Genomic DNA, 13,711 nt, shown 5'->3' with positions numbered 1-13,711 from the left:
TTTAATGACCGGCGGGTCAGTAATGTATTCAGACCCTGTGACAACTGTCAAACCTCGTTGACATATCCGGGCTTTGCAAGCGGAACTTGAGAAAAAGCTTGAGCAGCGTCGACCACTACGAGAACTTTCCTGTTGCCTCCGTGCTGTGCCCGCCCGCGCTGCGGCCGGCAGTCGTCGCGATCTATCACTTTGCACGCACGGCGGACGATCTGGCCGACGAGGGCGACGCTTCCACGGCTGAGCGCGCTCAGGCGTTGCGCGACTATCGGGCCGACCTGGACGCCGTGGTGGCCGGCCAGGCACCGTCGTCGCGCTGGCCCCACGTCTACGCACCGCTGGCGCGAGAAATGCACCGGCTGCAGCCGCCCCTGCTGCATGACCTACTCGACGCCTTCGAGCAGGACCTGACACCGCCGCGTTACGCCGACCGCGAGCAGTTGCTCGACTACTGCCGCCGCTCAGCCAACCCGGTGGGGCGGCTGCTGCTGGGCCTGTATGGCGTGAACAACGCCGTGTCGCTGCGCCGCTCTGACGCGATCTGTTCCGCCCTGCAATTGATCAACTTCTGGCAGGACTTCAGTCGTGATGGACCCAATGGCCGGCTCTATGTGCCGCAGGCCGACCTCAGCCGCCATGGCATCAGCGCCGAGGATGTGCTCGCCTGCCGTGACAGCCCTGCCGCTCGCGCCTTGATCGCCGACCTCTGCGCCTGGGCCCGCGCGCTGATGCTCGAGGGTGCACCGCTGGCCCTTGCGCTGCCCGGCCGCGCGGGCTGGGAACTGCGCCTGGTCGTCCAGGGCGGCCTGCGCATCCTCGACAAGATTGAGGCGCGTCATCACGACAGCCTCGTGCACCGCGCTGCCCTGGGGGTTCTGGACTTGCCGCGGCTGCTGTGGCGCGCCCTGACAATGCGGGCCGCACCATGAGCCCCGAACAATACGTCCAAGAGAAAGCCGCCGCGAGCGGCTCGAGCTTCTATTACGCCTTCCTGTTCCTGCCGCCACCGCGGCGGGCGGCGATCACGGCCTTCTATGCGTTCTGCCGCGAGGTGGACGATGTCGTCGATGAGACGCAGGACGCCGGTGTCGCGGCGACCAAGCTGGCCTGGTGGCGCAAGGAGGTGGCCAGCGCCTTTGCCGGGCAGCCCAGCCACCCGGTCATGAAGGCGCTGATGCCGCACACGGCCAGCCATGACATCCGGTTGGAGCATCTCAACGCCGTCATCGAAGGCTGCGAAATGGACCTGCAGCAAACGCGCTATCTCGACTTTCCGGGACTGCAGCGCTACTGCCATCTGGTGGCCGGCGTCGTCGGCGAAGTCGCCAGCGGCATCTTCGGCCGGACGCAGCCGCAGACCGTCGACTACGCCCACAAGCTGGGCCTGGCGATGCAGCTGACCAACATCATCCGCGACGTCGGCGACGATGCCCGGCGCGGCCGCATCTACCTGCCGGTGAACGAGCTGCAGCAGTTCGGCGTCAAGGCCAGCGAGATCCTGCTGCGCAGCAAGCCCTGGGGCTATTCGGACCGCTTCACGGCGCTGATGAAGTTCCAAGCCGAGCGCGCCCATCAGCTCTACGACGAGGCGCTGGCGCTGCTGCCCGAGGTCGACCGGGCCGCGCAGAAGCCTGGGCTGATGATGGCCAACATCTACCGTGCCCTGCTCGTGGAGATCGAGCGAGAGAACTTCCAGGTGCTGCACCAGCGCATCGCGCTGACGCCGCTGCGCAAGCTCTGGATTGCGATGAAAACGAATTGGCGCGGGCGGTGAGCCACGTCGCCATCGTCGGTGGCGGCTGGGCCGGCATTGCGGCGGCTGTGGCGCTGGCCGATGCCGGCCACGACATCACCGTCTTCGAGATGGCGCCGCAGCTCGGCGGCCGCGCGCGCAGCGTGGCGGGCGAGCCACCGTACGACAACGGCCAGCACATCCTTATCGGCGCCTACCGCGACAGCCTGGCGCTGATGCGCCGCCTGGGCATCGACCCGAACGCCGTGCTGAAGCGCCTGCCGCTGGCCCTGCCTTACCCGGGCGAGCCTGGCCTGCAACTGCCGCCGGGCCCGCCACTGATCGCCTTCGCGCGCGGCGTGCTGGCGCAGCATGGCTGGCCGCTGTCGGCGCGGCTGGGCCTGCTCACCGCGGCGGGCGGCTGGCTGGCGCGAGGCTTCCGTTGCGATACGCGACTGAGCGTCGCCGAGCTGTGCGCCCGCCTCCCGGCCGCAGTCAAACGCGATCTCATCGAGCCGCTGTGCGTGGCCGCGCTGAACACGCCGGCGCCCCAGGCCAGCGCCCAGGTCTTCTTGCGTGTGCTGAAGGACGCCCTCTTCAGTGGCGCCGGCAGTGCGGACTTGCTCCTGCCACGGCGACCGTTGTCCGAACTGCTTGCCGGGCCGGCGACGGCTTGGCTGGGCGAGCGGCTGCGTCTGGCCTCACGGGTGCAGAAGATCGAGCCCTGCTGGCGTGTCGATGGCGAAGCCTTCGACGGAGTCGTGCTGGCCTGCACCAGCGTCGAGGCAGCTCGGCTGACCGCTGACATCGCACCCGCCTGGTCGGCGACTGCTGGCGCACTGGGCTTTGAGCCCATCATCACCGTCTACCTGAGCAGCCCCGGCAGCGCCCTGCCGGCACCCATGCTGGCGCTGCGTGAGGGGCCAGACGCGCCAGCCCAGTTTGTCTTCGACCATGGCGCCCTTGGCGGCGCGCCCGGGCGCTTTGCCTTTGTCGTCAGCGGCGCTGCAGCCTGGGTTGAACGAGGTGGCTGCGCAGAGGCCGTGCTCGCGCAGGCGCAGCGGGAATTGAGCTGGGCCACGCCACCCGTCATCGACAAGGTGCTGACAGAGAAGCGGGCGACCTTTGCCTGCACGCCAGGTCTGGTGCGCGCATCGGCCCGCATCGCACCGGGCTTGTGGGCCGCCGGCGACTACATCGCCGGCCCCTACCCCGCCACGCTCGAAGGCGCCGTGCGCGCAGGCCTGGCGGCCGCTCAGGGCGCCGGCGCGGAGGCTGGAATGGCGGCGAAAGGCGCCGCCAGCGGCTCGCCGACAAACACGCCCTGAGCCGTCCACGCCACGCTGTGCCAATAGGCTTCCAGCGCGCTCACCCCTTGGGCATAGGCCTGGATCAGCATCTGCGGGTGCGGGAACTTCTGCAGATGGTTGCAGGGCTCGCTGACCGTGCCGTAGCTGGCCGTCGCGCCGGCGTCGATCCAGTCGAGGATGTTCATTTGCCCCTCATCAGCCGGCGGTTTGTCGAGCAGGCCGCCCGCAGACGTCAGATGGTCGGCCAGTGCGCCCGGCAGCCATTCCCCGCCCAGTGGCTTGGGCACGCGGATCAGGCCCGTTTCATAGACCAGGATGCGGCGCATCGCTGGCAAGGCATCGCTCTTCACACGAGCCACCTCAAGGCCGGCCACACCAGGCACGGCACCGGCCGGCGGAAACAGGCGCTCACGCACATTTCGCGCCGCATCCGGTGTCGCCGCGAGATAGGCCATGGCCGACTCCGGCGCGCCGCCGGCCAATATGTGGTCCGCCGCGATGCCGCGCTCGATCATGGCCATGGCCGCCGGCACTGAGCGGGCCGCCAGCTGCATCGTCGGCCGCACGCCGATGACCAGCCACGGCTTGGCGCCGAAGTAACCCGTATAGGGGCTGATGCGCGTGGCGGCGCAGGACTGAGCGCAGACATTGGGCTGCAACCCGACGCCAAGAGCGCTTGTCAGTGAATTGCAGTCCACGGCATAGGGCTGCACCCAGGCCAGGGCCAGGCCGTTGACATGCTCGGGCATCTGGCTGCGGATGGCCTGGTCGAGCGCCGTGAACTCCTCGCGCGTCAGGCTGTTGCGCAGCGGCAGTTGCACCCGCAGGATCTGCTCGGCCGGGATGCCGCGGCGCCTGGCGTAGTACTCACCCACGGTGACGGAATAGGGGTCGGCCGTGTTGATGACGAGGCCCAACTCATTGGCCGTGATGCGGCCGTACAACCGCGGCGCGCGGGCCCAACGTGACTCGCCAGGGGCCGGCGCAGCAGAAGCCGGCTCCGCGGCCTGGGCTGCGCCCATGCTGGCTATCGCCAGGGCAAGGCCCACTTGCCACCTCCTGAAGCCCGCTTTCGCCATACAAAACACTGGCAATCTCCCCCACAATGAAGCCATGAAATCCAAAGAGGCCCAGCAGACCCCGGCGATCCAGGTGCTGGAGCGCATGTTCTCTCTGCTGGACGTGCTGGCGAGCCACCAGGACCCGGTGTCGCTGAAGGCCTTGTCCGAGGCTACCGGGCTGCACCCCTCCACGGCGCACCGGATTCTCAATGACCTGACCCTCGGTCGATACGTGGATCGCCCCGAAGCCGGTAGTTATCGACTCGGCATGCGCATGCTGGAAATGGGCAACCTCGTGAAGGCGCGGCTGGATGTGCGCGACGCCGCCCTGCCGGCCATGCGCGAGCTGCACAAGTTCACCCACCAGCCGGTCAACCTGTCGGTGCGCCAGGGCGACGAGATTGTCTACATCGAACGCACCTACTCCGAACGCTCGGGCATGCAGGTCGTGCGCGCCGTGGGCGGCCGCGCGCCCTTGCACCTCACCTCAGTGGGCAAGCTCTTCTTGGCCAGCGACGACAGCCCGCGCGTGCGCGCCTACGCAACGCGCACCGGCCTGTCGGGTCACACGCGCAACAGCTTGACCGACATCAGCTCACTCGAGCGCGAGCTGGCCATGGTGCGCCAGCGCGGTATTGCCCGCGACGATGAGGAACTGGAGCTGGGCGTGCGGTGCATGGCGGCCGGCATCTATGACGACCAAGCCAAGCTGGTGGCCGGCTTGTCGATCTCAGCACCGGCCGACCGGCTGGAGGAGAGTTGGGTCGTCCGGCTGAAGGAAACGGCCTCTCAGATCTCGTCGGCGCTGGGCCACCGCGTCTGAAGCCAAAGCAAAACACGGCGCCGAGGCGCCGTGTTTTCATTGGATTCAACCGCTCAGAGCTTGGCAGAGGCGGTCGCCGTCTCGCCCTGGCTGGCCAGCCACTTGCGCATGCGCTCGGCATCGGCGATCCGCGACGCCTTGCCGCTGGAATCCAGGAACACCATGATCAGCTTGCGGCCGGCCATGCTGGCCTGCATGACCAGGCATTTGCCGGCCTCGTTGATGAAACCGGTCTTCTGCAGGCCGATGTCCCACAGCGGGTTGGACAGCAGGCCGTTGGTGCTGTGGAACTGCACCAGGCGCTTGCCCAGGGCCACGCGCGCTTCGCGGGAGGTGGACAGGTCGCGCAGCAGCGGCACTTGGCTGGTCACATTGACGAGCTTGGCCAGGTCAGCGGCGCTGCTCTGGTTGCGGCTCGACAGGCCGGTGGGCTCGACATAGTGGGTGTCGGCCATGCCCAGGCTCTCGGCCTTGGCGTTCATCGCGGCGACGAAGGCGTCCAGGCCACCGGGGTAGTTGCGGCCCAGCGCATGGGCGGCGCGGTTCTCGCTGGCCATCAGGGCCAGGTGCAGCATGTCGCCGCGCGTCAGCGTCGTGCCGACGGCCAGGCGGGAGCGGGTGAACTTCTCGGTGTCGATGTCGTCATCGGTGACCGAAATCTTCTCGTCCAGCGACAGCCCGGCCTCGACCACCACCAACGCCGTCATCAGCTTGGTGATGGAGGCGATGGGCAGCACGGCCTGGGGATTCTTGGAGAACAGCACCTCGTTGGTGTCCTGGTCCAGCACATAGGCCACGCTGGACTTCAGGGCCAGCGGGTCATCCACCTGGTGCAGGCCGGCAACCTGCCCGAAGGTGGGCACAGCCGAGATAACGGGCGCGACCGCCCTGCGCAGCACGACCGAGCGCACCTTGCGCGTGGGCACGGCGGCGGTTTTGACGGGAGTGCGGATGGCCCTGGATTGGGTCGTGTCGGCGGCTGCCGTGGCGGCGCCAGGCAGCGCGGCCAGGAAGGTGAGGCTCAGGAAAGCGGCGGCAAATGTCTTCAACGGAGGTCCCCAACGCAGGCGGCAGTGTACGTGACGCCAAAAGTACCGACAAGATAAGAACTTAAGTGAAATACCTCAAGTGAACTCTTGTCCCGTATTGACGGGCCGTCACCTCAGGGCTTGCCACCGGCTCTTTCGCTTCGCAACGGGCTCCAAACGCATGCAAGTAGGCCTTGGCTGACAGCGTCTGGGAATCGGGTCGGCCCCGAATACCAAGGATTGCCGCTCAGTCGATCGACCCGCTCGTTGCCTGCGAGTGCCTCTGGGCGTCATTCTCGGGCGGTAGGCTGCCTTTTGAAGCAGGAGCAGCGGCTGCTTTGCGCGCCAAATTCCACGGGGACATGGAAACGGTTGCAACCGCCGTGACAGGGATCACGGCGGTTACAGCAGCAATGGGGGTGCGGGATGTTGGCGCGGCGTGGCGCCATCCTTAGCCGATCAGGAAGCGCGGCGGCGCGCGACGCCGAGACCCGCGATTGCCAAGCCAACAAGGGCCAGCGAGCCCGGTTCAGGCACGGTGTTCGGGGTGAACACGGCAAAGGCCCAATTGTTCTCGGTGCGGTTGGCCGTCTTCGAGTCCACGAACGACCCAAAACGCTGCCAGGTGGCGCCGGTGCCATCCTGATAGCCCGTCTGCGTTGCCTGGTATTGGCCAATATTGCCTTGGAACTGGTCAGCGAACGCCACCCAAAGAACCCCGCAGCAGCTCGACGGGTCGCCGATGACGACGGTGGGAGGCGCTCCCAGAACCGCCAGAAGGGCGTCCGCCGCCTCATTCGCAGCCGCCTCGTCGCCGAGGAAGGTCGGGGCGTCAGAGGCAAAGACCGTGTTGTAGGGCCCGAAGACAAAGGAAACGTCATAGGTCAGGCCATCGACCTCCAGGTCCTGGATGCCGACTGCAACGCCGCCCGAATAGCTGATCGTGGGCGCTGCACCAGCCAAACTACCAGCCAAGATACCGACGGAGAGGGTGAAGGCTTTCAGAAGGCGGGCGATCGACGACATGGGTACTCCAGGGTTTCGGATGCGGACGCCGACGTCACGCAATTTCCGGACCATCCACAAGATTGATGGAAAAACTCAGAGCGATCAACGGTTTAGCAAAGGACGCTGCCAATGCCGCGCTGCGACTGTCAAAAAACTCGACGCTTCTGGGCGCGACGGCGGGCTAGCCTTGGGCTGCCACGCGCTCGGCCTTGCTCTGCAGCTTGTTCAGTGCGCTCAAGTAGGCCTTGGCCGACGCCACGATGATGTCGGGGTCGGCGCCGACCCCGTTCACCACCCGACCGGCATGCTGCAGCCGCACCGTCACCTCACCCTGTGACTCCGTGCTGCCACCCGTGATCGCGTTGACGGAATACAGCAGCATCTCTGCCCCCGACTGCACGACCGACTCGATGGCGCGCAGCGTCGCGTCGACCGGACCGTTGCCGTCGCTTTCCGCGCGATGCTCCTGGAGCCCCACGGCGAAGACGATGGCTGCGTGCGGGCGCTCCCCGGTCTCGCTGCGTTGGGCGAGCGACAGCAGGCGGTAGTGCTCGGCGTCGTTGATGACCGACTCGTCCATCACGAGGGCAACGATGTCCTCATCGAAGATCTCGTTCTTGCGGTCGGCCAGATCCTTGAAACGCTGGAAGGCCGCATTGACCTCGGCTTCACTCTCCAACTGGATGCCAAGCTCCTGCAGCCGCGCCTTGAAGGCATTGCGGCCAGACAGCTTGCCCAGCACGATCTTGTTGGCCGCCCAGCCCACATCCTCGGCGCGCATGATTTCATAGGTGTCGCGCGCCTTCAGCACGCCGTCCTGGTGGATGCCTGAGGCGTGCGCGAAGGCGTTGGCGCCGACGACGGCCTTGTTGGGCTGCACGACGAAGCCGGTCGTCTGCGATACCAGCCTGGAGGCCGGCACGATCTGCGACGTGTCGAGGCCGACATCCAGGCCGAAATAGTCGCGCCGCGTCTTGACGGCCATGACGACCTCTTCGAGCGAACAGTTGCCGGCGCGCTCGCCCAGGCCGTTGATGGTGCATTCCACCTGGCGAGCGCCGCCAATCTTCACGCCGGCCAGGGAATTGGCGACCGCCATGCCCAGGTCGTTGTGGCAGTGCACGCTCCAGATGGCCTGGTCGGAGTTGGGCACCTTCTCGCGCAGGCGGCGCAGAAAGTCGCCATACAGCTCGGGAATGGCATAGCCCACCGTGTCGGGGATGTTGATGGTGCCGGCGCCTTCCTTGATGACGGCCTCGCAGACTCGGGCGAGAAAGTCGATGTCGGAGCGGTAGCCGTCCTCGGGCGAGAACTCGATGTCGCCGCACAGGTTGCGCGCGAAGCGCACCGCCAGCATGGCCTGCTCCAGCACCTGCTCGCGGGTCATGCGCAGCTTCTTCTCCATGTGGAGTTCGCTGGTGGCGATGAAGGTGTGGATGCGAGCCCGGTGAGCAGGTGCCAGCGCTTCGGCCGCTCGTGAGATGTCACGGTCGTTGGCGCGGGCCAGTGAACAGACCGTGCTGTCCTTGACCGCCGCGGCAATGGCCTTGACCGCCTCGAAGTCACCATTGCTCGATGCCGCGAAACCGGCCTCGATGATGTCGACCTTCATGCGCTCCAGTTGGCGGGCGATGCGCAGCTTCTCCTCGCGCGTCATGGACGCGCCGGGCGATTGCTCACCATCGCGCAGCGTGGTGTCGAAGATGATCAGTTTGTCGGTCATCGCACGTTTTCCTCTCGAATCTGGGGCACGGCCACCGGTGCGCGAGACAGGCCGGACAGGATGGCCTGCATGGACGCACGCACGATGCTGCCATCAATGCCGACGCCATGGCGAGTCACGTCGCCCACGCGAAGCTCCAGATAGGCCACCGCGCGCGCATCGGCGCCGCTGCCGATCGAATGCTCGTGGTAGTCCAGCACACGCACCTCTTGGCCCAGGCGTGTCGACAGCGCGTTGACGAAGGCATCGATGGGACCGTTGCCCTCTCCCTGCACATGGCCCATCCAGCCACCCAACACGATTTCGGCCGACAGGCGCATCGCGCCGCCCGCTACTTCGGTCATCTGCGGCTGCACGACGGCCGCGCCAGCGTCACCGATGCCGTACTCGCGTTCAAAGATGGCATAGATGTCTGCGGCCGTCAGTTCCTTGCCGGCGTCGTCCATGACGCGTTGTACGACCTGGCTGAACTCGATCTGCAGGCGCCGCGGCAGCTCCAGGCCGTATTCCGCTTCCAGCAGATAGGCGATGCCGCCCTTGCCTGACTGGCTGTTCACGCGGATGACGGCGTCATAGCTGCGGCCCAGGTCCTTGGGGTCGACGGGGAGATAGGGCATGTCCCAAATCTCCCCCTCCCGGCGGGCTGCGAAGGCTTTCTTGATGGCGTCCTGGTGGGAGCCCGAGAAGGAGGTGTAGACGAGGTCGCCCACGTAAGGGTGGCGCGGATGCACAGGGATCTGCGTGCAATGCTCGACGCAGCGGCGTACCTCGTCGATGTCGGAGAAATCGAGCTGCGGGTCCACGCCCTGGGTGTAAAGGTTGAGCGCGATGTTGACGAGGTCGACGTTGCCGGTGCGCTCGCCGTTGCCGAACAGGCAGCCCTCGACGCGGTCAGCGCCCGCCATCAGCGCGAACTCACCAGCCGCCGTGCCGGTACCGCGGTCGTTGTGCGGGTGCACGGACAGCACGATGGATTCGCGGCGCGCCAGGTTGCGGTGCATCCACTCGATCATGTCCGCGAAGATATTGGGCGTGCTGTGCTCGACGGTGGACGGCAGGTTGATGATGCACTTGCGCTCGGGCGTCGGCTGCCAGACCGCCGTCACCGCATCGACGACACGCTTGCTGAAGGCCAGCTCGGTGCCAGAAAACATTTCGGGCGAATACTCGAAGCGCCAGTCCACGCCTGGCCGTGCGGCGGCCAGCTCCTTGATCTGGCGGGCGTGCGAGGCCGCGAGCTCGACGATGCCGTCCTCGTCCGTGCCGAGCACGACACGGCGCATGATGGGTGCGACCGCGTTGTAGACGTGGACGATGACGCGCCTTACGCCATCCAGCGACTCAAAAGTGCGCTCGATCAGGTGGGCACGCGCCTGCGTCAGCACCTGGATGGTCACGTCGTCGGGGATGTGTCCGCCGTCGATGAGCAGGCGGATGAAGTCGAACTCGGTCTGCGACGCCGACGGGAAGCCGACCTCGATCTCCTTGAAGCCGATCTTCACGAGCTGCTGGAACATGCGCAGCTTGCGGGCAATGTCCATCGGCTCGATCAGCGCCTGGTTGCCGTCACGCAGGTCGGTGCTCAGCCAGATCGGCGCGCGGGTCAGCACGGCATCGGGCCAGCGGCGGTCCGGCAATGCGATCGGGGCGAAGGAGCGGTACTTTTGCTGCGGTTGCTTCAACATGGGTGTTCCATCCGAGGGTGGGTGGCGCAACCAGCAGCCTTTGAAAACACGAACGGCCCGCTGCGGTTGCATACGGGCCGTTGGGGTCAGGTGTGAGCGTACGTGCGCGACTGACTAGCGAACCCGTGGTTCCTCTAGGGCTAGTAGCAGGCTAATTCGCGTGGCGCGGCTCATGGGTCGGGAATCTAGCATGAATGGCTATTGATGCAAGCCACGTTCATCCGGCTCGTCGGTGCTGGTGGAGATGACGCTGACGGGCTTGCCCTTGGACTTGCGCCAGCCATAGATGACATACCCCGACAGGCCATAGACGCAGAAGACACCGAAGAGAACGCGCGATGGATCGAGTGCGGCAAGGCCGATGCCAAGCATGATCACAACCAACACGATGAAGGGCACGCTGCGCCGCCGGTCGAAGACTTTGAAGCTGTAGAACGGAGCGTTCGTCACCATCGAAAGCCCGGCGAACAAGGTGATGCCGTAAGCCACCCAGGCGACCCAACCCCCGGGCTGGACACCGGTGTACTCCTTCCGATCCACGACGGCCCAGATCAGGCCCATCACGATCGCCGCTGCCGCGGGGCTTGGCAGCCCCTGGAAATAGCGCTTGTCCACCACGCCGATGTTGACGTTGAAGCGTGCCAGCCGCAGTGCAGCGCCGGCGATATAGACGAAGGCCGGAATCCAGCCCGGCTTGCCCATGTCCTTGAGCGCCCACATGTAGACGATCAACGCCGGCGCGGCACCGAAGGCCACCATGTCGGACAGGCTGTCCATCTGCTCGCCGAAGGCTGACTGGGTATTGGTCATGCGTGCGACGCGGCCATCAAGACTATCGAGGATGGCAGCGGCAAAGATGGCAACACAGGCCACCTCGAAGCGGCCGTTCATGGCCATGACGATGGCATAGAAGGCGCTGAACAGCGCGCCCAGCGTGATCGCGTTGGGCAGAGCGTAGATGCCTTTGCGGCGGGGGCGGACGGCGAGGCTGGGCTCGTCGTCCTCGGTGGGCTCGGGAATCATGGGCGGCAGGATAGCTCAGGGGGCCCTGCTTCGGCATTCGCGAAGGCCTAGCATGCAGTGCGCATCCACTCCAACTCATGACCATGAAACTGATCGAGGTCCGCACCTACAAGCTCAACCCCGGCTGCGCCGAGCGCTTCGTCCCTGCGGTACAGGCTGCGCTGCCGCTGGTGCGAGCCAGCGGCATGGACGTCGTGGCCTTTGGGCGCTCGGACCATGAGCACGAGAGCTTCTTCCTGATCCGCGCGTTCGACAGCCGGGAACAACTGGTTGCGCAGCAGGATGCCTTTTATGGCTCGGCTGCCTGGCGAGAGGGGCCGCGTGCGGCACTGGTGGACTGCCTGGACGACTATCTGAACACGCTGCTTTGGCTGCCCGATGAAGCCGTCGAGGCGCTGCGAGCCCACAACGGCATGCCATGAGCACACTCGACCGCTTCGTTCAGGCTCAGCAGGGGCGGTACGAGCAGGCGCTGGCCGAGCTCAAGGCCGGCCGCAAGACCGGTCACTGGATCTGGTTCGTGCTGCCGCAGTTGCGCGGGCTGGGGCGCAGCGCCATGGCGCATGAATACGGCATCGCAGGCCGCGCGGAAGCCGAGGCCTATCTCGCCCATCCGGTGCTGGGCGCGCGGCTGCGTGATTGTGTGCAAGCCATGCAGGCTCACGAGGGCAAGTCGGCCGAGCGCATCCTGGGCGACCTGGACGCGATGAAGTTCAAGTCCTGCCTGACCTTGTTCGAGTCGGTGGCAGGCGAGCCGGACCACCTGTTTGGACGGACGCTGGAGAAGCTCTACAACGGGGAGCGGGATGGGGCGACGTTGAGACTGCTGGCCGGCGGCACGCGGATGTGATTCACGAGCCGTGATCCTCACATCGTGAGCTGCGGCCAGTCCCTGTTGCCGGCCCAGGCCTGGCTGGCGTCGAACGACTCCGGGCAGATGGCAAGGAAATAGCCCTGCGTGAAAACGCCTGACTGCTCCTGAGCGACCGGATGGTGCGGCACGTCGTCACCCGTGTAGCCCGTCGGTCCGCTGGCTGAGGCCTTGATGCCGACCGGTGGTTTGGACTTTTGGTAGTCCTCCATCACCACCTTTCCATTGTATTTTTCCGCGAACAGCCAGTGATGCATCGACCCATAGACGAACACCTGGAACTGGGTGCCGTCGGGATACTTGCCCATCTGCGCCTGCATCTCGCCATCCAGCGCATAGGTCTTGCTCTTCAACGGGTCGGTGTCAGCCACCCCGTCCTGGACGACCTTGTAGCGGATGCCATCGGTGCCAGCCTCCGCGTTGCGGCGCCTGGCCTCAGAAACCATCAGACCGCGCGTACCGCGCAGTTGCGCGTCCCCCGAGACGTCCTCGCCCGGCACCTCGTCCGAGGCCTTGGTCATGAAGTTCTTCAGGCTCTCCAGCCGCCACCAGATCTTTTCGTCCTGCATGGTCCCGTAATCGGCGATCAACGTTTCAAGTCGCCGCTGCACTTCGGCGTCCACAAGCTCCTTGTCCTGGGTCTTCCACGATTCATCCAGCCCCGCCCGGATGTCGGGGCCGAGCTTGTCGCGGATCATTGCGTGCACCAGCGCCGTCGTCGTCTGCCCCGTGATCGCACCCATCGTGCAGCACAGGCAGTTCGTTCCCGCATCGCCAGACCGCCCTGCCCCGAGTTCGTCCTCTGCCTTTTTCGAGTTGGGGCCAGCCGAATTCAGGCCAGCGATCGGCCGCTTGGCGCGCAGCATGGCCAGCGCCTCGGACCCCGGGTTGCGCGGCGGCTCAAGCAGCACGGCGCGCGCCTTCCTGGTCTTGCCCTGAATCTCGTTTCTGTTCGCCACCAAAGGCCCGCGGCCTGTGAAGGGCACCAGCGCGGGCAGCACGACAAACCGGGCAGTGACAGCCATCAGGTCGCCACTTCGAGCGGTGAGCGTGACGCCCTGGGCCGCCTCGGTGAACTGCACCTGCGCATCGGCGACGCCGCGAGCAAAGGCACTGGCCGGCAGCGTCACGTCGCCGGACAGCTTGCCGTCAGAGGACAGGACGACATCGGTGGCGACCGCGTCCATCGGCCCGCTTGCTCCCATCACCGTGACCGTGAGCCGCAGTGGCACGTTGGCTTCCGCGGCCACGACCCGGCCGCCACCACGTGCCTCGATCTTCAAGGACACGGCACCGGGCGCAACTATTTCATCGACGACGACCTCGGTGCTCTTGATCGACTCCAGCACCTCGCGCACAGCGGTCGTTTCAGGGAGCGACTTGTCCAAGATCAGGCACCTCCACAGTTGAACGTCGGCGCAGGCGCGCCTGCCATCACCAGCCTTCGTGA

At 66.1% G+C, this 13,711-nt stretch carries 13 protein-coding genes; 6 read left to right on the top strand and 7 right to left on the bottom strand.

The genetic code is table 11. From position 1 onward, the window contains the following. Positions 1 to 98 precede the first annotated feature (98 nt). From hpnC to hpnE, 3 genes are read left to right on the top strand one after another with little or no spacing between them, the layout of a single operon-like run. Positions 99 to 926 (top strand): squalene synthase HpnC, encoded by an 828-nt coding sequence (gene hpnC / locus ACXJKM_RS00760; RefSeq protein WP_457349627.1) that lies wholly within the window; start codon positions 99 to 101, stop codon positions 924 to 926. Next, positions 923 to 1,771, top strand: coding sequence for a presqualene diphosphate synthase HpnD (gene hpnD / locus ACXJKM_RS00755; protein WP_457349625.1), 849 nt, complete (start codon positions 923 to 925; stop codon positions 1,769 to 1,771). Before hpnC ends, hpnD begins: the two co-directional genes overlap by 4 nt. Next, positions 1,768 to 3,057, top strand: coding sequence for a hydroxysqualene dehydroxylase HpnE (hpnE, locus tag ACXJKM_RS00750; RefSeq protein ID WP_457349623.1), 1,290 nt, complete (start codon positions 1,768 to 1,770; stop codon positions 3,055 to 3,057). Before hpnD ends, hpnE begins: the two co-directional genes overlap by 4 nt. Here the strand turns inward: hpnE and ACXJKM_RS00745 are convergent. Next, on the bottom strand, positions 2,985 to 4,088 hold the full coding sequence (locus ACXJKM_RS00745) for a TIGR03790 family protein (RefSeq protein ID WP_457349621.1): 1,104 nt from the start codon (positions 4,086 to 4,088) through the stop codon (positions 2,985 to 2,987). The genes hpnE and ACXJKM_RS00745 overlap by 73 nt on opposite strands. A gap of 64 nt (positions 4,089 to 4,152) precedes the next feature. Between ACXJKM_RS00745 and ACXJKM_RS00740 the strand changes: the two genes are divergently transcribed. Then, positions 4,153 to 4,923 (top strand): IclR family transcriptional regulator, encoded by a 771-nt coding sequence (locus ACXJKM_RS00740; protein WP_056198258.1) that lies wholly within the window; start codon positions 4,153 to 4,155, stop codon positions 4,921 to 4,923. A gap of 53 nt (positions 4,924 to 4,976) precedes the next feature. On the opposite strand, the gene pbpG is transcribed toward ACXJKM_RS00740, so the two are convergent. The 5 genes from pbpG to pssA form a co-directional block, all read right to left on the bottom strand. Then, complete coding sequence (gene pbpG / locus ACXJKM_RS00735; protein ID WP_457349619.1) at positions 4,977 to 5,972, bottom strand: D-alanyl-D-alanine endopeptidase; 996 nt, start codon at positions 5,970 to 5,972, stop codon at positions 4,977 to 4,979. Positions 5,973 to 6,410: 438 nt separating this feature from the next. Further along, on the bottom strand, positions 6,411 to 6,977 hold the full coding sequence (locus ACXJKM_RS00730; RefSeq protein ID WP_200955291.1) for a PEP-CTERM sorting domain-containing protein: 567 nt from the start codon (positions 6,975 to 6,977) through the stop codon (positions 6,411 to 6,413). A 163-nt stretch (positions 6,978 to 7,140) separates the two neighbouring features. Next, positions 7,141 to 8,682 carry a 2-isopropylmalate synthase gene (locus ACXJKM_RS00725; protein WP_056198264.1) on the bottom strand — a complete coding sequence of 514 codons (1,542 nt, stop codon included), beginning with the start codon at positions 8,680 to 8,682 and terminating at the stop codon, positions 7,141 to 7,143. Next, a complete protein-coding gene (leuA, locus tag ACXJKM_RS00720) occupies positions 8,679 to 10,367 on the bottom strand; it encodes a 2-isopropylmalate synthase (protein WP_056198265.1) in 1,689 nt (562 codons plus the stop codon). Before leuA ends, ACXJKM_RS00725 begins: the two co-directional genes overlap by 4 nt. A gap of 198 nt (positions 10,368 to 10,565) precedes the next feature. Beyond that, positions 10,566 to 11,390 carry a CDP-diacylglycerol--serine O-phosphatidyltransferase gene (gene pssA / locus ACXJKM_RS00715; protein WP_056198267.1) on the bottom strand — a complete coding sequence of 275 codons (825 nt, stop codon included), beginning with the start codon at positions 11,388 to 11,390 and terminating at the stop codon, positions 10,566 to 10,568. An 83-nt stretch (positions 11,391 to 11,473) separates the two neighbouring features. On the opposite strand from pssA, the gene ACXJKM_RS00710 reads away from it, so the two are divergent. Both ACXJKM_RS00710 and ACXJKM_RS00705 read left to right on the top strand, forming a co-directional pair. Continuing rightward, positions 11,474 to 11,812 carry an NIPSNAP family protein gene (locus ACXJKM_RS00710; RefSeq protein ID WP_457349616.1) on the top strand — a complete coding sequence of 113 codons (339 nt, stop codon included), beginning with the start codon at positions 11,474 to 11,476 and terminating at the stop codon, positions 11,810 to 11,812. Then, positions 11,809 to 12,240 (top strand): DUF1810 domain-containing protein, encoded by a 432-nt coding sequence (locus ACXJKM_RS00705; protein ID WP_457349614.1) that lies wholly within the window; start codon positions 11,809 to 11,811, stop codon positions 12,238 to 12,240. The genes ACXJKM_RS00710 and ACXJKM_RS00705 overlap by 4 nt, the downstream gene beginning before the upstream one ends. 17 nt (positions 12,241 to 12,257) lie before the next feature. Here the strand turns inward: ACXJKM_RS00705 and ACXJKM_RS00700 are convergent, their stop codons facing one another. Next, on the bottom strand, positions 12,258 to 13,649 hold the full coding sequence (locus ACXJKM_RS00700; protein WP_457349612.1) for a hypothetical protein: 1,392 nt from the start codon (positions 13,647 to 13,649) through the stop codon (positions 12,258 to 12,260). Between the last annotated feature and the right edge of the window lie 62 nt (positions 13,650 to 13,711).

The sequence above is a fragment of the Roseateles sp. P5_D6 genome, assembly GCF_054049415.1.
The sequence above is the reverse complement of the archived record's forward strand: the minus strand, read 5'-3'. Positions and strand labels throughout refer to the sequence as shown.